Source organism: Ventrimonas faecis, from assembly GCF_040096075.1.
In the GTDB taxonomy this organism is placed as follows: Bacteria; Bacillota; Clostridia; order Lachnospirales; family Lachnospiraceae; genus Brotaphodocola; species Brotaphodocola faecis.
In genome coordinates this window covers 1-18,265 of the sequence record NZ_JBBMFJ010000014.1, presented here as the reverse complement: position 1 = coordinate 18,265, position 18,265 = coordinate 1, and the positions used below count along the sequence as shown (strand labels likewise).

The window sequence follows — 18,265 nt, the reverse complement described above, 5'->3', positions numbered from 1 at the left end:
GCTAAACTAGTGCCATGTATGGAAAATTGCGGAATGCCGCAGTGCAGGCCGCAAACGAAAGACTGGTGGAAACCATCAGCAAAACGAAACAAGAGTGTGACAGAGGGTACTATGAGAGAAAGAATTAACCGACTGGCAAAAGGCATCGTGGATGCGGAGATTCCGGAGGTTCTTGTTCTTCCGGAAACCTGCGGCGGCACGGTGACAGCCGGCCAGGTATGCAGAAAAGAACTTTATGTGGCGGACCGCTATGGTTGTTTTGTAAAAGGCCTGGTGTATTCGTCCCATCCGTGTGTGCGGGTGCTGGGAACTTCCTTTGGAGGAAACCGGAACCGTATTTTTTATGAGGTTGACTGCCGTACCCTGTCAGACGGAGACAAAATCGAGGGAGTATTTGATCTGGTGACCAATGGCGGCGAGAAAAAGCTGCCATATTCTTTTGTTGTGGAACCGGATCCGGTTGGAAAGGTTCTGGCCGGGTTAAAGCAGCCGGAGGATTTCGCAAAGCTGGTGCAGGTTGACCGGGAGTTTGCAAAACGCCTGTTTGAATACCGGGATTTTACCGAAGCGCCATTTTTGCAGGATCTTCATGTCCGCGCCTTGTATGACGGATTAAAGGGGCGGCCGGACCGCCAGAGTGAACTGGAAGAATTTCTGGTTGGCCTGCGTGTAAAAAAAACGGTGGAATTAAAGGCAGATACCAAAGCGCGCAGTCTGGAAAATCCGCAGACAGGAATGGGTGATGTCATCCGCGTGGAGAGCAGCACCTGGGGGTATGTGCGCTTTGAGGTGCATGCGGACGGAGATTTTATCAATCTGCCGCAGACGGTATTTACGGAAGAAGATTTTAAAGATGGTGTCTGCGAGGTCCTTTACCGCATAGATGGAACGTATCTCCATCAGGGAAGAAATCTTGGGGCAGTCTGGATCACATCCCTGCGTCAGAATATCTGCGTTCCGGTTGAGGTGCTGGCGGGCGAGGATTCAAGGGATCGTGCGGGATATGGACGGCGTGAGGCTGTCGGCAAATATCTGGAACTGCGTCTGGAATATGAGCTTGGCCTTTACGGGGAAGCGCTGATGTTAAACCAGTTAAAGCAGCAGCTGGAGGCCATCCGCAGCCAGTATGGTGAGAGCCTTGCAGTGAATCTGTATCAGGCCGATCTGCTGATTCTGGAGGGAGACACAGAAGGCGCGAAGGAACTCCTGGAAAGCTGCCGGGAAGAGGCGGAAGCCATGCGTAAATACCGTCCGGAGTATGAACAGCTCCACCGCTATCTGATGTGCCAGCTAAAGGAAGAAAACGGCGGCGAGACGGAAACCGAGCAGGAAAGTCTGGCAGAGCTCCGTGCGGAATTTGACAGTGGAAGCCGCAGCCCGTACCTGTATGTCCGTGTATGGGAACTGTATCAGCGGGAACCAGAGCTTCTCACAGGCCTTTCCGAGTTAGAGCTTCAGGTTCTGATGTTTGCTGCAAAGCGGAAACTGATGGACGAGGATTTTGCCTGCAGGGCGGCAGCGCTTGCATCCTCCAGAAAACGGGGAGGAAAGCTGCTTCTGCGTCTCTTTGTGATGCTGTATCAGCAGTATCCGAAGGCAGAAATCCTGAATGCGGTCTGCAGCATCCTCATCAAGGCAGACTGCCGGGATAAAAAATATTTCAAATGGTATCAAAAGGCGCTGGAGGAGGATGTCAGCCTGACTCGCCTGTACGAATATTACCTGTACGCGCTTCCGGAAGATTATCCGTATCTGCTTCCGAAAGAGGTGCTTTTGTATTTCTCCTATGAGAAATCCATGGATACGGCCAACCGGGAGGTGCTTTACAGCAATATCGTGAAGTTCATGAACCCGGAATCTACGCTGTACCGGCAGTATGAACGCGACATTGAGCAGTTTGCCATGGAGCAGCTTCTGCGGTCCCGGGTGAACAGCCGTCTGGTGACGCTGTACCAGCATGTATTATATAAAGAAATGATCGATGAACAGGTAGCGCGGGTACTTCCGGCCATCTTAAGATCCTGCCGCATTACGGTATCCAACAAAAAGATCCGTTCGGTTGTGGTGTGCTATGAGGAACTGGACCGCGAGGATGTGGTTGCGGTAAAAGACGGTGTGGCCTATGCGCCGCTTTTTTCCAGCCATCCGGTCCTTCTGTTCCAGGATGAATACGGAAACCGTTATACCGATGTTTCTTACCGGAAGCAGCAGGCCATGATGGAAAACCGCAAAGAGCTGGAGGAACGCTGTTACGACATCTGCCCGGAGCAGCCCATGCTTCTGTTAGAGCGCTGCAGCGCGATCGTGAAGGAGGGCCTGGACAGCGTCACAGACCGCCGCGTTTTAAAGCGGGCGCTGACAGGATTGAAGCTTCATCCCTTATTCCGGGAAAAACTTCTGGAAGGCCTGCTTGCGTATGACAGCCAGCGTCAGGGCACGGAGAAAAATACAGCCGGTGTGATGGATTACTGGAATCAGCTACAGCCGGAGAAGCTGTCCCGGAAAGAGCGGGGCGGGCTGATCCGTATGCTGATCCTTGCCGGAAACAGTCCAGAAGCATTTGCCCTTGTGCGGGAATTTGGCTGGAGTGGCGCAGAGGAAAAGGAACTTCTGGAGTTATGCAGCCAGATGATCTTAAAACAGCTGCCAGAGTCAGACGACACGCTGTTAAAGCTGTCCTGGGAGCTTTTTACAAAGAACCAGTGGGATGGGGCGCTGTTAGACTATCTTTGCGAGCATTTTAACGGAAATTCGGAGCAGATGTATGAACTGCTCGTACAGAGCGAAAAAGAGCATGTGGAATTTTATGATCTTCCGGAGCGTCTTCTGGCCCAGATGATGTTCAGCGGCGAGACAGAGCACATGGATCCGGTATATGACTGCTACAGAAGTGGAAAACAGGTCAGTGCTCTGGTGTCCAGGGCTTATTTCACCATGAAATCCTGCGACTATTTTCTGAAAAACCGTCCGACCAGGGATTCCGTGTTTGCGTATCTGGAGGATGCGGTCCGGGAGACGGAGGACAAAAAGCGGGTTCCGACCATTTATCTTCTGGCGCTGACGTTATGGTACAGCCGTCAGGAGGCCTTGACGGAAGAACAAAAAGAACTGGCATCCGGTATGACGGAAGAGCTTCTGGAGGAAGGACGGGTTTTCGCGTACTTCCATCAGCTTGGGCGTCATATTCCACTGCCGGATTCCATTATGGACCAGATTACCATTGAATACCGGGGCAGCAGGGAGGCAAGGCCCGAACTGAAGATCCGGCTGCTTCCGAATGAGGAGACGATCCATAACGCGGAGTTTGTGAAAGTGTATCCGGGCATCTACATCCATCAGCACGTACTGTTTGAGGGAGAAGTGCTGGAATATGAGGTCTATGAGAATGGGGAAGACGGAAGAAAGAAGACTGAGGAAGGCCGGCTTTCCTACGATGCGTCCCAGACAGACAACCGGATGAGCCGCTTTGCCGCGCTTAACGATATGAGCCGCTGCCTGGCACAAAAAGACGGGCAGAAGCTGAAAGAAAAAATGGAGAAGTACATGACAGATCACGCGGCCATGGAGTCTCTGTTTACATTAATATAGAGGAACGATATGAATGAACTGATAGCAGGCATAGACCTGTGTGATGAATATACGCAGGTCAGCTGTGGAAATGAAGAAAAGACATGGACATTCCCAACGGTGGTCTGCCGTCACAGAGCGGCAGGCACCTGGTCCGTGGGGGAGGATGCCTATGCGCAGACGTTAAGAGGCGAAGGAAGCCTGACAGACAAGCTGGTGAAGCTGGTTTTAAAAGACGGAACCGCTACGTTAGACGGAGTCCGTTATCCGGCAAAGGAGCTTCTGGAACTGTTTCTGGAGCGGGTGCTTCGCACGGTAAAAAAGGATCTGGAAACGGAAGACACGTTTCGGGGACTGGTATTTACTGTGCGCAGCCTGGATGAACGTCTGGTGGAAACGCTGTATTCCTGTGGGGAAAAACTCGGTCTGGAAAAGAAACAGATCCGCGTCATTGGACATACGGAAAGTATGATATATTACATGTTAAGCCAGAAAAAGGAAATCTGGAGCGGAACGGTCGGCATGTTTGATTTATCCGAACAGGAACTTCGTTATTACGAGATGAAGGTCCAGCGCGGATTAAAGAAAAACGCGGTTCTGGCAGAGTATGAGACGATGGAGGAAAGTTTCAGTCTCGATATTCTGGAAACACCGTCCGGGGCGAAGCTGGGAGATAAGATTCTGTGTACCTGTGCGGACCGGCTGATGCAGAGAAAACTGTATTCCGCGGTATTCCTGATGGGAAAAGGCTTTGAAAAGCGGGAGTGGGCAGAGGATTTTATGAAGCTGCTCTGTACAAAACGGAGAGTTTACATGGAAACAGCAATGTTTGCCATGGGTGCCGTGTACTGTGCACAGGACCGTCTCCGCCCGCAGACCTCCTATCCCTACGCCATGATCTGCGAAGGCCGTCTGAAATCCTCCGTGACCATGGAGGTGCTGCACAAGGGGCAGGAAACAACCGTGACACTGGCTGCAGCCGGTGACGGCTGGAGAGAGGGCGGAGCCATGCTGGAGGTGATCCCGGAAAAGCAGAACGCCATAGAACTGGAAATCACACCGTTCGATTCCAAAAAGAAAAAGGCAGTCACACTGATGCTGGAGGGATTCCCAAACCGTCCGGAAAGAACAACCCGGGTGCGGGTGGAGGTATCCTTCTTAGATGAAAAGACAATGAAAGTGGTTCTCACGGACCGCGGCTTCGGGGAACTGTTCCCGGCCACGGATACCAGGATAGTACAAGAGGTTATGCTATGAGTTTAAGATTATGCAGAGCGGAAAAGGTGAAAAATCCATACTATGTGAGCTTTCTGGGGGTACATCTGTATTCTTCCCAGGAGCTGGCGTATGTGATCTGCCATTACCCGCTTCTGGTGATGGACCAGCTGGTCGATGACCGCCTTCTGGATTTCCTTCGAGAGGAGCTGAATCTTGGCTTTCTGGCCCTGAAGCTGGATAACTGGAGAAAAAGCGGCGAAGATCCGGACGAAATGCTGATTTTTCTGCTTCAGGAGAGCGACTATTATTCCGCAAATGAGATCTCGGAATACCGCCAGACCTTAAGCGGCTACCGGAAACAGCCTGCTGCGGAGATCAAAAAGCTCCGCGCGGATGCCTTATTCGGCATGCGGCAGTACGGAAAGGCGGTCCGGCTGTATCAGGAAATTCTGGATAATCCGCCGGAGGAGGCAGGAACAGAACAGCTTACCGCGCGGGTCTGGAATAATCTGGGGGCCTGTTATGGCCGGATGTTCCTGTTTGATAAAGCAGCAGAGGCTTTTGAAAAAGCCTACAACCGGAGCGGAAACCGGGACTGTCTGCGAAGCCTTTACTGGATTGAAAAACTCGACAGCCGCGTAACGCTGGGAGAGCGTTTTCGCGCCACTATCACGCAGGAGGAGCGGGAAACCTGGGATGCACAGCTTTCAGAAGCCCGGGAGAAGGCCGCACAGTCAGATCTGGTAAAGCAGGTGGAAATCTGGTTTCAGGATGGAGCGGAAGATGGCGAGAAAGCCGCCCGGGAACTGGTAGAAACCTGGAAAAGCGAGTACCGTGCCATGGTATAAAAAGAAAAATTTTAAAAGAAATTTAAAAGAAATGAAAAATAATGCTTGACATATCTGGGAAAACACGGTAAACTATCGGAGCAGTCGCAAGTGAGACATCTTGTGATTCTGATATGGGGTCTTAGCTCAGCTGGGAGAGCATCTGCCTTACAAGCAGAGGGTCATAGGTTCGAGCCCTATAGGCCCCATATAAACCGAATATGGCGGAATAGCTCAGTTGGCTAGAGCACACGGTTCATACCCGTGGTGTCGAGAGTTCAAATCTCCCTTCCGCTACTTGCATGAAGTTCTGGAATGCCAGAACTTCTTTTGTTTTATGAGCATTTTATAAGCTAAATTTTTTCTAAAATCCCTTGTATCCTGAAAATGGGTGTGTTATAATCCGAAAAAGCTGAATGAAACGTTTTGAAAGGAAAGTCAAGTGAAGAACCTGTTAAAAAAATATGGACATATCTGGGTCTGCGGCTACATCCTTTTGTACCTGCCATATTTCTTCTGGCTGGAGAGCGTGATCACGGACAATTACAAGATCATGCATGTGGCATTAGATGATATGATCCCGTTTAGTGAGTACTTTATTATTCCTTACATGATCTGGTTTGTTTATGTTTCCGGCGCGGTTCTGTATTTCTTCTTTACGGATAAGCAGGACTATTACCGGCTGTGTGCCTTTTTATTTATCGGCATGACCATCAGCATGATGATCTGCACCTTTTACCCGAATGGCACAGACCTGCGCGTGGAGGTAGATCCGCATAAGAATATTTTCTGCTATCTGGTGCAGAAAATCCATGACAGCGACACTCCGGCCAATGTATTTCCGAGCATCCATGTATACAATTCTCTGGGTGTACACATCAGCGTCATGAACAGCGAACGCCTGAAGAATCATAGATGGATCCGCCGGATTTCCTTTATCGTCATGGTGTCCATCTGCATGTCCACCGTATTTTTGAAACAGCATTCTGTGGCAGATGTCACAGGAGCCCTGGTTCTGGCCTATGTCATGTACCAGTTTGTATACGGAAATGTTTACGTGTTCAGCCGCAGAACGGCGAGACAGAAGGTTACCGGTTAATATGTAAAATTGAAAAGAGCTGTTGCGAAATGGTACTCCGTTTTGCGACGGCTTTTTTCGATTGTCAGAATTGAATCTATTTTTATACAAAATTCCTTAGGAGATTTTGCAGATTTATGATATACTTATAGGTAATAATGTGTGGGTAACTGCTTTGCAGTTACAAATGCGGGAGGTGCCCATGTACTATTTCATCGTAAATCCCAACGCCCATGGAGGCCGGGGAGCAAAGATATGGAAAAAGCTGGAACACCAGATTCACAAATCCGGAATTTCCTACGAAGCATATCAGACGGAGGCATCGGGGGATGCCAGACGCATGGCGGCAGAACTGACGGCCAACATGCAGGAACCGGCCACCATTGTCACGGTGGGGGGAGATGGCACGGTCAATGAAGTGTTAAATGGTCTGGCCATCAGTGACCTTCTGACGTTTGGCTATATTCCCACCGGTTCCGGCAACGACCTGGCCCGGGGCCTGAATTTATCCAGAAATCCGAAAAAGTGCCTGAAGCGGATCTTAAATCCATCGGAAATCTGCCGGATGGATTACGGCATCCTTTCTTATGAGGATGAAGAGCCGGTTTACCGGCGCTTTATGGTCAGCAGCGGCATCGGGTTTGACGCCGCGGTCTGTCACCGCCTGCTGGACAAAAACGGTACCGGAGGCCTGCGCCAGATCCCGGGAAGAGGCCGTTATATCCTTGCCGGTCTCAAACAGCTTCTGACCGCGAAGGCATCCAGAGGTTACCTGATTTTGGATGGGGAAAGACGGGTAGAATTTAACCATATCTATTTTGTTTCCGTGCATAACCATGGCACGGAGGGCGGCGGTTTTCTGTTCGCGCCAAAGGCTGTGTGTGACGACGGGGAACTGGAACTCTGCGTAGCCCACACAGCATCCAAGCTGCGTCTGTTTCCGGTCTTGTTAGACGCTTACCGGGGACACTTGGGCAGGCGGCGCGGCGTTCATTTTTACCGCTGCCGGGAAGCTGTGATCCATGTGGACAGGCCGCTTCCGGTTCATGCAGACGGGGAAAACTGTTTCTGCCAGGAGGAACTGCGGGTGCGCTGTGTCAAGAAAAAGCTCCGCATGATCCTGTAATGATTGAAAATAAAGGAGAGAACAAATATGCGAATCGGACAGGGATACGATGTCCACAGGCTGGTAGAAGGCCGGGACCTGATCCTGGGCGGTGTTACCGTTCCTTATGAGAAGGGTCTTCTTGGTCATTCCGATGCGGATGTGCTGGTCCATGCAGTCATGGATGCCCTTTTGGGCGCAGCCGCACTGGGCGATATCGGCCAGCATTTTCCGGACACCGATCCAAAATATAAAGGAATTTCCAGCATTGCCCTGTTAAAAGAGGTCGGGGCGCTTCTGGAGGCAGAGGGCTACGTCATTGAGAACATTGACGCCACCATCATTGCCCAGCGGCCAAAGCTTGCAGCGTACCGGCCGCAGATGGCAAAAAACATTGCCGAGGCACTGCATCTGGAGTTAAACCAGGTGAGCGTTAAGGCAACAACAGAGGAGGGGCTTGGATTCACCGGAAGCGGTGAGGGCATTTCTTCCCAGGCCATCACCCTGCTTTCCCATATGCGCGACTTTGCGGCAGATGACTGCATGGTATACCGGGATGACACCGTAAATGGCAGCTGCGGCGGTTGTCTGGGCTGTTGTGGCAGTAAGAGTGCAGAATAAAGGAAAGAAAACAGAATACAAGGAGGAACATCATGAAAATTTTTAATACACTGAGCAGAAGAAAAGAGGAGTTTGTACCGTTAGAGCCAGGCAAGGTAAAGATGTATGTCTGCGGCCCGACCGTATACAACTTTATCCACATTGGAAACGCACGCCCGATGATCATTTTCGATACCGTGCGCCGTTACTTTGAATACAAGGGCTACGATGTCAACTACGTTTCCAACTTCACCGATGTAGACGACAAGATCATCAAGAAAGCCATCGAGGAAGGCGTAGATGCAGAGACCATCTCCAAACGTTACATTGCCGAGTGCAAAAAGGACATGGCAGACATGAACGTAAAACCGGCTACCACCCATCCGCAGGCAACCCAGGAAATCCAGGGCATGCTGGAGATGATCCAGAGCCTTATCGACAAGGGCCATGCTTATGTGGCAGCAGACGGAACCGTTTACTTCCGCACCAAATCCTTCAAGGGCTATGGAAAGCTTTCTCACAAGAACTTAGATGAGATGATGTCCGGCTTCCGTGAGCTGAAGGTAACCGGCGAGGAGAACAAGGAGGATCCGTCCGATTTCGTTCTCTGGAAACCGAAAAAAGACGGCGAGCCATACTGGGAGTCTCCATGGTGCCAGGGCCGTCCGGGCTGGCACATTGAGTGCTCTGTGATGTCCAAGAAGTACCTGGGCGAGCAGATCGACATCCATGCCGGCGGCGAGGACTTAATCTTCCCACATCATGAGAATGAGATTGCCCAGTCCGAGGCAGCCAATGGCAAGACCTTTGCCAACTACTGGATGCACAACGGCTTCTTAAACATCGACAATAAGAAGATGTCCAAATCCCTCGGAAACTTCTTTACCGTCCGCGAGATCGGTGAGAAATATGACTTACAGGTACTGCGCTTCTTCATGCTGAGCGCTCACTACCGCAGCCCGATCAACTTCAGCGCGGAGCTTATGGAGGCTTCTAAGAACGGTCTGGATCGTATCATTACCTCCGCAGAGCGCTTAAAAGAGCTTCAGGGCAAGGTATCTGGTGACACGCTGACTGAGGAAGAGCGGGAGAATAAAAAGACGGTAGACGAGCTGGTTGCCAAATTCGAGGCAGCCATGGACGATGACTTCAACACCGCAGACGCTGTATCCGCAATCTTCGAGCTGGTAAAACTGGCTAACAGCACCGCAAATGAGGAGAACAGCAAGGCCTATGTGGAGCTTCTTGCAGGAACCATCGCAAAGCTTTCCGATGTCCTTGGTATCATTACTGAGCGCAAGGCCGAGGTTCTGGACAGCGAGGTGGAAGAGATGATCGCCGCAAGACAGCAGGCAAGAAAAGAAAAGAATTTTGCCCTGGCCGATGAAATCCGCCAGAAGCTTCTGGATATGGGCATCGTTCTGGAAGATACCAGAGAGGGTGTAAAATGGAAGAGAGCATAAAAATCGAGGAAGCCATCGCGAAGGCGTTAAAGCTGGAAGAGGTGGATCCGCGGACCTATTCGCCGCTGGTGCTGGCCTACATCGGAGACGCAGTCTACGAACTGCTGATCCGCACCAAGGTCATCAACCACGGCAGCATGCAGGTCAACAAGATGCATAAAAAGAGTGCCAGCCTGGTGAAAGCAGAGACCCAGGCCAACCTCATAAAAGCCATTCAGGACGATCTGACCGAGGAGGAACTGGCTGTATACAAGCGGGGCCGCAACGCGAAATCCGCCACCACAGCCAAGCACGCCACCATGATCGACTACCGCATGGCCACCGGTTTTGAGGCTCTGGTCGGGTATCTGTACCTGCAGGCACGGCACGACCGTCTGCTGGACCTGATCCGGGACGGACTGGAAAAGATTGGAGAACTTTCATGAGATACGAAGAACTGACCATAGAGGGAAGGAATGCCGTACTGGAGGCATTCCGTTCTGGAAAAACCATCGACAAGCTGTTTGTGCAGGATGGTTGCAAAGACGGCCCGGTACAGACCATTGTGCGTGAGGCAAGAAAGACCGATGCTATCATCAATTTTGTACCGAGAGAGCGCCTGTACCAGATGTCTGAGACTGGAAAGCACCAGGGCGTGATTGCTTACGCTGCGGCTTACGAGTACGCAGAGGTGGAGGATATCTTAAAGGCAGCGGAAGAGAAGGGCGAGCCGCCGTTCATCTTCCTGCTTGACGGCATTGAGGATCCGCACAACCTGGGTGCAATCATCCGTACCGCAAACCTGGCCGGAGCCCATGGCGTCATTATTCCGAAGCACCGGGCAGCAGGTCTTACCGCTACGGTGGCAAAGACCTCCGCGGGTGCCTTAAATTACACACCGGTAGCCAAGGTGACCAATCTGGCCCAGACCATCGAGGACCTGAAAAAGCGCGGTCTCTGGTTTGTCTGTGCCGATATGGGCGGCGAGGTCATGTACCGTCTGAACTTAAAGGGACCGATCGGACTTGTGATCGGAAACGAAGGAAACGGAGTCGGCAAGCTCATCCGGGAGAAATGCGACATGATCGCCTCCATCCCGATGAAGGGCGACATCGACTCTCTGAACGCTTCGGTGGCAGCAGGTGTGCTGGCTTACGAAATCGTGAGACAGCGCTTAAGCTAAGTGCCGGAGAGTACAAAAAGAGGTGTTTATAAAATGAGAAAAAGAAGGATCAGTGTCAGTGTGGCAGCTATTCTGACGGCAGCAGCGCTTTATGGGTGCGCTGGAAGCAGCGCTCCGGTTTCATCAGAGGTACAGCAGGAAGAAACCGTGGCAAAAGTACAGGACGCTGGACAGCAGGCAGCATCGAATGAGCAGGAGACTGCGGAATCCGTGGCTGCGGCAGACACAGATACACAGGAGTCTCTGGCCGTCATCGAGGATGAGGCAGTTCCGCTGTATCAGAAACCGGCGGGCAGTGATGTGCGCACTCCGGTAGCCAGCGGTACCGTGACCTACGGCAACGGCCGTGCCACCATTGACGCATCCAACACATCCAAGGGCTATGTCATGATTAAGTACACCGGTGGACAGAGCAGAATCAAGATTCAGATTGCCAAATCCACCACCTATACCTACGACTTAAATGCCCGCGATGCCTACGAGGTATTCCCGTTTACCGAGGGAAGCGGAGCCTACAGCATCAAGATTTTTGAGAATGTCAGCGGCAACCAGTACGCCCAGGTACTCAGCCAGAATGTTACGGTAAGTCTCTCTGACGAGTTTGCGCCGTTCTTAACCCCGAACCAGTATGTGAATTTCTCAAGCGGCAGCGCAGCCGTGAAAAAAGGCGCGGAGCTGGCAGCTTCCGCGGCGGATCAGATTGGCGTGGTGACCAATGTATACAATTATGTCATCAACAACGTTACATACGATACCGCCAAGGCAGCTTCCGTGCAGAGCGGTTATCTTCCGAATGTCGATCAGGTTCTGGCCCAGAAGAAGGGAATCTGCTTCGACTACGCGGCCCTGATGACGGCTATGCTTCGTTCCCAGGATATTCCGACCAAGTTGGTCATCGGCTACAGCGGCGGTCTGTATCATGCGTGGGTAAACGTATACATCGACAACGTAGGCTGGGTTGATAACTTTATCTACTTCGACGGACACGACTGGTCCCTGATGGATCCGACCTTCGCATCTTCCGGTGGACAGAGTGAGTCAATCAAGCAGTACATTGGAAACGGATCCAACTATCAGGCAAAATATACCTACTAAACTGCAGGGGGAGAGTATACTATGGCAGCGAAAGTTTATTCCGGACGGGAGCTGTCCGCATTCTGTCTTCAGGTATCCATTCTGTTAAAAGCAGCAGTCCCGCTTGATGAGGGGCTGTACCTGATGGCGGAGGATGCCCCGACCGAAGAGGAAAAGAAACTTCTCCATACCATGGGAGAGGATGTGGAACTGGGAGACCCGTTCTTCGAATCCCTGGAGCGCACCGGTGCGTTTCCGCCTTATGTGGTGCGCATGGCAAAGCTGGGACAGCAGAGCGGTACCCTGGATCAGATGATGGAGTCCCTGGCGGACTACTATGAAAAAGAATATTATATGATGAAAAACATCCGTAACGCCATCACCTACCCGGTGATGATGGTCGGCATGCTGCTCATCGTATTGTTTGTTCTGTTTACCCGGGTTATGCCGGTATTTGAACAGGTGTACGCGCAGCTCGGTGTGCAGATGTCCCCGCTTTCCCGGGCGGCATCCCGCCTTGGCGGAATCTTAAGCGGCGCGGCCCTGGTGGTATTTGTACTTCTGGCTGTGGCTGTCACCGTGGCAGCCATTGCGGCAGGCGCAGGCAAGGAGCTGACCATTGCCCATAAGCTGATGGAGCGGTTGAAACGAAACAGCAAGACTGCCATGGCCGCAGCAGGACGCCGGTTTACCGCGGTACTGGCGCTGACCATCCGCAGCGGCATGGAACTGGATAAAGGCATGGAGCTTGCCAGAGAACTGGTAGATAACAGTGCGGTGGCAGAAAAAATCGATGTCTGCAGCGAAAAACTGCAGCTGGGCGAAGGCTACTACGAGGCCATGAAAGAGTCCGGTCTGTTCAGCAGCTTCCATATCCAGATGATCAAGGTTGGCGTGCGGAGCGGTAAGATGGACGAAGTGCTGCAGAATATCTCGGATGACTACGAACAGCAGGCAGATGCCTCCATCGATGCTATGGTGGCAAGACTGGAACCGACCCTGGTTGCGGTACTGGCTGTGGCAGTGGGTCTGATCCTTCTTTCTGTCATGCTTCCGCTGGCCGGAATTCTGGCCGGAGTAGGCTGAGACGGACGGAGGAGCAGACATGAAAAAGAAATGGGATAAACGGTTCCTTGCCGGATGTGTCATCTCTGTGGCCGTATTTGGCGTCATTATGGGCCTGTTTATGAACGGTGTGTTTTCCTTCCTTGGACGGGCAAAGTCGGAAGGCTCGGATACCCTGGTGAAGGCAATCCGTCAGGCATCGGTACAGTGTTATGCCATTGAAGGACGTTATCCGCCAAGCGTGGAATATCTGGAAGAAAACTATGGCATTCAGATCGACCGGGAACGCTACAATGTGTTCTACAGCGGTTTTGCCTCCAATATTATGCCGGATATCACCGTGATCCCCGCAGAAGGAGGTGATGACAGTGACTGGCAGCCGTAATCGAAACGACGGGCAGGCCATGAGCGTGCTCTTTACCATGCTGCTGTTTCTTGTCTTCATCATGTGCGCGCTGTTTACAGTGCTTGCAGGCAGCAAGGTTTACGAAAATATCAGCAGCCGCATGGACCAGACCTATACCGGCAGTGTGGCCCTTCAGTATGTGGCAAATAAGGTGCGTCAGGGTGACACGGACGGGGCTGTTGAGGTGAAAACTGTTGATGGACAGCCGGTCCTGGAAATCCGCGAGAGCATAGAGGGTGGTGATTACATCACCTGGATCTATTATTATGAAGGCAGCATCCGGGAGTTATTTACCTATGAGGACAGTGGTCTGGGACTTGCGGACGGTCTGGAAATCCTGGAGTGTGACGGCCTGGAACTGACACAAGACGGCCAGCTTCTCCATGTGACAACGCTTGGCACGGGTGGCGGCAGCCTGATCCTGTCACTGCGGAGTGGAAGGGCGGTGACGGAACATGAATAAACGAAGTGGTTCCGGCTCCGGCATTTTCCTGATGGAAATGATGGTAGTCGTCTTTTTCTTCATGCTTTGCGCCTCCACCTGCATTCTGGCATTCGCGAAATCCGACCGGATGAGCCGTCTTGCCTGGGAGCGTGACCACGCGGTCAGCGCAGCCCAGTCGGTGGCAGAGGTCTGGAAGCTGTCGGAAGAGCAGCAGGAGGGGGAACAGAGCCTGTACTGGAACGCGGACTGGGAAGAAACGGAAAATCAGTCGGAGGCAGTTTATACGGGCAGTCTCACAGAAACCAGCAAAGAAGACGGCATACAGAACCTTCAGATCGTGATCCGGGAAGCCGGAGAGGACGGCGAAGAACTGTTTGCGTTGGACGCGGCAAAGTATGTAAGGCCGTAATTTATGCGGACTGGCTTTTGAAAACTGTGCCTGAAAGCAGTTAACAGACCGCAGCAGACAGACTGCAGGTGAAACATTACAGGAAATATCCGGAGGAAAAGACAGATGGCAAAACAGGAAATCCGAAGAAAAGCCAACATCGGAAGCTCCAGTCTGATCCTGATCTTTATTGTGCTCTGCCTTGTGACATTCAGCGTGCTGTCCCTTGGCAACGCAAAGCGGGAAGACGCGCTTTCGGTAAGAAGCGCGGACTCGGTTCAGGAATATTACCGGGCAGACGCCCAGGGAGAGGCCTTTTTACAGATGGCAGATCAGGCACTTTTAAAGGGTGACAAAGACAGCCTTGCGCCGTATCTGCAGAGTGATACCGGCACCTACTGCACGGATGTCTCCATGGACGCCGGGCAGGCGCTGCGGGTGGAGCTGAACCTTGACTGGGAAAAGAAAACATACAAAATTCTTTCCTGGAAGGTATATCATCAGGAGGATTATGAGATTGACCAGTCCATTCCGGTATGGAGTGGAGCGGGCGCATCATAGAAAAGGAAGCTATGGAGGGAATGCGTATGTATACAGAAGACGTACTGCGCAAAGCAGTGGAGCAGGGCGCGGCAGACATATTCCTGATCCCAGGTATGCCGCTTTCCTGGAAAGTGGGCGGAAAGATCCTTTATCAGACCGATGAGAAAATCTTTCCCAAAGAAATTGAAGAGATGGTGCGGGAAATCTACGCACTTGCCAATAACCGCAGCATGGACCGTGTTCTGGAACACGGTGATGATGACTTTGCCATGGCGCTGCCGGGTGTATCCCGCTTCCGTGTCAATGTGTTCCGGCAGAGAGGTTCTCTGGCAGCTATTATTCGTGTGATTACGTTTGATCTTCCGGACTTCCATAACCTGCACATTCCCCAGGTGGTCATCGACATTTCCCGCATGACTAAGGGTTTTGTTCTGGTAACCGGACCGGCGGGCAGTGGTAAGAGTACCACGCTGGCCTGCATCATCGACCAGATCAACAAGACACGCAATGCCCATGTTATTACGTTGGAAGACCCGATTGAGTATCTGCACCGCTATAACCAGAGTGTGGTTACCCAGCGAGAGATCGGGCTGGATACGGAAAGCTATGTGACAGGCCTTCGCGCGGCACTGCGTCAGGCACCGGATGTCATTCTGGTTGGAGAGATGCGTGATGAGGAAACCATCAAGACGGCGCTGACGGCAGCAGAGACCGGACATCTGGTCATCTCCACGCTGCATACGGTGGGTGCCGCCAATACCATAGACCGAATCATTGACAGCTTTCCGCCGGCACAGCAGGAGCAGGTGCGGGCACAGCTTTCCATGGTTATGCAGGCTGTGGTATCCCAGCAGCTGATCCCGGCGGTGGACGGCGGCGTGGTACCGGCCTTTGAGGTCATGTTCTTCAACAACGCGATCCGCAACCTGATCCGTGAGTCCAAGATCCACCAGATCGACAACATCATCGCCACCTCTCAGGAGGAAGGTATGATCACCATGGACAACAGCATTATAAAGCTGTTCCGGGAAGGAAAGATCAGCAAGGAAAATGCCATCATCTACAGCAGCAATGGCGAGCTGATGGAGAAGAAGCTGGCAAGACTGTAAACAAAAAATCAGATATACAGAATAACAGGGGCGTTCCCGGTCGTACATGGACCGGGAGCGCCCCTGTCTGTCTTTGGGGGTTATGAATCTTCTACGGTCAGAAGACGCAGCCCCATATCGGACCAGGTGTTTCCAATCAGGTAGGAGGTGTAGTTCTGGCCGGCGGCAATCTCAATCTGCGCGGAGAGCAGTGGCTCTGCCATATTGTTTCCGGTGATGGTGCCGGAGCCGTTTACGCCAATGACGATAATCGGAATTTCCCGCAGGAAGGAGTAGCTGTTGGAGTTGGTTACATAGAACTGGTAGGTGCCTGCCATGGCCTGCTTGTAAGGAGTCACGGTCTGGAAGGCAACGTTGCGGAATACGGTTTCGCCGCCGTAGAGCATCAGGTCATACCGGGAACCACTGAAGGTCATGTTGGCAAAGCGATAGCAGCCAGTATGAAAGGCGCGGGTATTGCAGCCGGTGTCGGCAACCTGAACCATTTCCAGCCCGCCGGAGGCAGAATCCACCAGGACCATGGTGACTTTTTCACCTGCGGTAAACGGGAAGTTCTGCTGCAGCAGCACAGAGCGCATGCCGGAAGCACGGCGCACGGTAATAGTATGGAAACCATCGGAAATCCAGTCGTAGTTGGAGATAGTGCCAAAGCGGGAGTTGATGGCATAAGCAGTGCCGTCGATGGTGATGTTGACGGCAAAACTGTTGGTGGAAGCATTTAAGAAACGCACCTGCCCGTAGTAGCGAGGGGAAATCGTCGGATTGGTCGGAGTGATCGGGAAGAAGCCGGTATTCCAGCCGTTTCCGCTACTGTTATTGCCGTTGTTTCCCCAGTTTCCATTGCCCCAGTTCCAGTTTCCGCCGATGGTTCCGGTATTGTCATTGCCCGGATAGACCGGACCGCCCTCACCGGGCTCCGGCAGCGGAGCCACAGGGATATTTGCTGCATCGTCCGGATAGACTGCCTTTTCTTCTTCCAGCTCTGGAAGCGGAGCCGCCGCATTGTTGTCACTTATATCAGAAGTTCCGTTGTAATGTGTATCATTTTCAGCCATATTGCGCCTCATTGCTTTTTACTGTACTGTATGAAACGGCAGGTCACACGGTGCCGGAAAATATAAAGTTTTCAGGCTTCCATTGGAACGGATCATGGATTATAATGAAAGCAGCGTGAGAGAATACGGAGGAAAAAATACTATGACACAGCGGGAGATAGAAAATATCAAGGAACTGTTTCGATCATTTGTGCGTGTCATGTCCTCCGCAGTTGATGAGAGAACGCCTTATAATGCCACTCATACCAGAAATATGGCGGAATATGGAGAGCGTTTCATCAGCTATCTCAATGAACAGGCCCGGGCAGCAGGAAAACAGCCTCTGTTTGATGCGGATCACAGGGAAGAATTTCTTATGAGCGTGTGGCTTCATGATATTGGTAAGCTTGTGATCCCGCTTGAAATCATGAATAAAGACACGCGTCTTATGCCGGAGCAGACCAATGAACTTTTGCACCGGTTTGAGAAAATCCACCTGCTGGCACAGATCTCCTGTCTGAAGGGAATGATTTCAGAGCAGGAACTGAAAAGAGAACAGGAAGAACTGGTGAAAGACCGTGAGGAAATCCTGCAAGCCAATACTGCAGGGATTTGTACGGATGCGCTTCGGGCGGAAATCAGCCGGATTCATGAGAAAACCTACACGGAAGAAGATGGAAGCACAAGAACGTGGATTACGGATGAGGAGTTCCGTATGCTGATGATCCGGAAGGGAACCCTGTCGGAAGAAGAACGGGAGATTATGGAAAGCCATGTGGTATTTACGGACAAGCTGCTTTCGGAAATCCGTTTTTCGAAGAAACTGTCCCATGTGCGGGCATGGGCTGCAGCACATCACGAACTTCTGGACGGAAGCGGCTATCCAAAGCATCTGAAGGGAAATCAGATTCCAATGGAAGTCCGTATGCTCACTATTCTGGACATTTTTGATGCCCTGGTGGCAGAGGACCGGCCTTATAAACCGGGAGTGCCCGTGGAGAAAGCGTTGAAAATTCTGGATGGGATGGCGAACCGGGAAGGAAAACTGGACCCGGAGCTGACCAGGCTGTTTGCAGAAAGCAGATGCTGGGAGAAAAAACTGTAATCGTAACTGTTCAGTACCCTCACAGTTACGGGCAAAAATCCATTGAAAATTGCCTTCGGCAATGGGATTTTTGCCT

Annotated in this window: 18 protein-coding genes and 2 tRNA genes; 19 read left to right on the top strand and 1 reads right to left on the bottom strand. The window is 51.9% G+C overall.

The features are described 5' to 3' along the window. The first annotated feature begins 111 nt into the window (after nucleotides 1-111). From WMO41_RS07935 to WMO41_RS07850, 18 genes are all read left to right on the top strand, one after another. Entirely contained in the window at nucleotides 112-3,588 is a 3,477-nt protein-coding gene (locus tag WMO41_RS07935) for a DUF5717 family protein (RefSeq protein WP_349229297.1), read from the top strand. Between the two features lie 9 nt (nucleotides 3,589-3,597). Continuing rightward, a complete protein-coding gene (locus WMO41_RS07930; RefSeq protein ID WP_349229296.1) occupies nucleotides 3,598-4,824 on the top strand; it encodes a DUF5716 family protein in 1,227 nt (408 codons plus the stop codon). Then, the gene (locus WMO41_RS07925; RefSeq protein ID WP_349229295.1) at nucleotides 4,821-5,633 is read left to right on the top strand and encodes a tetratricopeptide repeat protein; all 813 of its coding nucleotides are present in this window, start codon (nucleotides 4,821-4,823) and stop codon (nucleotides 5,631-5,633) included. Before WMO41_RS07930 ends, WMO41_RS07925 begins: the two co-directional genes overlap by 4 nt. Before the next feature lie 115 nt (nucleotides 5,634-5,748). Next, nucleotides 5,749-5,821: transfer RNA gene (locus tag WMO41_RS07920), tRNA-Val, on the top strand. Between the two features lie 14 nt (nucleotides 5,822-5,835). Then, nucleotides 5,836-5,909, top strand: a tRNA-Met gene (locus tag WMO41_RS07915). A gap of 145 nt (nucleotides 5,910-6,054) precedes the next feature. Beyond that, nucleotides 6,055-6,711, top strand: coding sequence for a phosphatase PAP2 family protein (locus WMO41_RS07910; protein ID WP_349229294.1), 657 nt, complete (start codon nucleotides 6,055-6,057; stop codon nucleotides 6,709-6,711). 181 nt (nucleotides 6,712-6,892) lie between these two features. Next, nucleotides 6,893-7,816: a diacylglycerol/lipid kinase family protein gene (locus WMO41_RS07905; RefSeq protein ID WP_349229293.1), complete on the top strand. Its 924-nt coding sequence runs from the start codon at nucleotides 6,893-6,895 to the stop codon at nucleotides 7,814-7,816. 27 nt (nucleotides 7,817-7,843) lie between these two features. Further along, nucleotides 7,844-8,416: a 2-C-methyl-D-erythritol 2,4-cyclodiphosphate synthase gene (ispF, locus tag WMO41_RS07900; RefSeq protein ID WP_349229292.1), complete on the top strand. Its 573-nt coding sequence runs from the start codon at nucleotides 7,844-7,846 to the stop codon at nucleotides 8,414-8,416. A gap of 32 nt (nucleotides 8,417-8,448) precedes the next feature. Further along, nucleotides 8,449-9,858, top strand: coding sequence for a cysteine--tRNA ligase (gene cysS, locus WMO41_RS07895; protein ID WP_349229291.1), 1,410 nt, complete (start codon nucleotides 8,449-8,451; stop codon nucleotides 9,856-9,858). Beyond that, nucleotides 9,843-10,283 carry a ribonuclease III domain-containing protein gene (locus WMO41_RS07890; protein ID WP_177292570.1) on the top strand — a complete coding sequence of 147 codons (441 nt, stop codon included), beginning with the start codon at nucleotides 9,843-9,845 and terminating at the stop codon, nucleotides 10,281-10,283. The genes cysS and WMO41_RS07890 overlap by 16 nt, the downstream gene beginning before the upstream one ends. Next, the gene (rlmB, locus tag WMO41_RS07885; protein WP_349229290.1) at nucleotides 10,280-11,020 is read left to right on the top strand and encodes a 23S rRNA (guanosine(2251)-2'-O)-methyltransferase RlmB; all 741 of its coding nucleotides are present in this window, start codon (nucleotides 10,280-10,282) and stop codon (nucleotides 11,018-11,020) included. Before WMO41_RS07890 ends, rlmB begins: the two co-directional genes overlap by 4 nt. A 33-nt stretch (nucleotides 11,021-11,053) precedes the next feature. Next, the gene (locus WMO41_RS07880) at nucleotides 11,054-12,115 is read left to right on the top strand and encodes a transglutaminase-like domain-containing protein (RefSeq protein WP_349229289.1); all 1,062 of its coding nucleotides are present in this window, start codon (nucleotides 11,054-11,056) and stop codon (nucleotides 12,113-12,115) included. A 21-nt stretch (nucleotides 12,116-12,136) separates the two neighbouring features. After that, nucleotides 12,137-13,180 (top strand): type II secretion system F family protein, encoded by a 1,044-nt coding sequence (locus WMO41_RS07875; protein WP_349229288.1) that lies wholly within the window; start codon nucleotides 12,137-12,139, stop codon nucleotides 13,178-13,180. Nucleotides 13,181-13,199: 19 nt separating this feature from the next. Next, nucleotides 13,200-13,544, top strand: coding sequence for a hypothetical protein (locus tag WMO41_RS07870; protein WP_177292317.1), 345 nt, complete (start codon nucleotides 13,200-13,202; stop codon nucleotides 13,542-13,544). Next, the gene (locus tag WMO41_RS07865) at nucleotides 13,522-14,028 is read left to right on the top strand and encodes a DUF4860 domain-containing protein (protein WP_177292316.1); all 507 of its coding nucleotides are present in this window, start codon (nucleotides 13,522-13,524) and stop codon (nucleotides 14,026-14,028) included. Before WMO41_RS07870 ends, WMO41_RS07865 begins: the two co-directional genes overlap by 23 nt. Continuing rightward, nucleotides 14,021-14,419, top strand: coding sequence for a hypothetical protein (locus WMO41_RS07860; RefSeq protein WP_349229286.1), 399 nt, complete (start codon nucleotides 14,021-14,023; stop codon nucleotides 14,417-14,419). Before WMO41_RS07865 ends, WMO41_RS07860 begins: the two co-directional genes overlap by 8 nt. Nucleotides 14,420-14,524: 105 nt before the next feature. Then, entirely contained in the window at nucleotides 14,525-14,959 is a 435-nt protein-coding gene (locus WMO41_RS07855; RefSeq protein WP_177292314.1) for a hypothetical protein, read from the top strand. A 26-nt stretch (nucleotides 14,960-14,985) separates the two neighbouring features. After that, nucleotides 14,986-16,050 (top strand): type IV pilus twitching motility protein PilT, encoded by a 1,065-nt coding sequence (locus tag WMO41_RS07850; protein WP_349229285.1) that lies wholly within the window; start codon nucleotides 14,986-14,988, stop codon nucleotides 16,048-16,050. 80 nt (nucleotides 16,051-16,130) lie between these two features. On the opposite strand, the gene WMO41_RS07845 is transcribed toward WMO41_RS07850, so the two are convergent. Next, nucleotides 16,131-17,105, bottom strand: coding sequence for a DUF4397 domain-containing protein (locus WMO41_RS07845; RefSeq protein WP_349229284.1), 975 nt, complete (start codon nucleotides 17,103-17,105; stop codon nucleotides 16,131-16,133). A gap of 142 nt (nucleotides 17,106-17,247) precedes the next feature. Here WMO41_RS07845 and WMO41_RS07840 point away from each other — a divergent pair, with 142 nt between their 5' ends. Further along, nucleotides 17,248-18,189 carry an HD-GYP domain-containing protein gene (locus WMO41_RS07840; protein WP_349229283.1) on the top strand — a complete coding sequence of 314 codons (942 nt, stop codon included), beginning with the start codon at nucleotides 17,248-17,250 and terminating at the stop codon, nucleotides 18,187-18,189. Nucleotides 18,190-18,265: the final 76 nt, after the last annotated feature.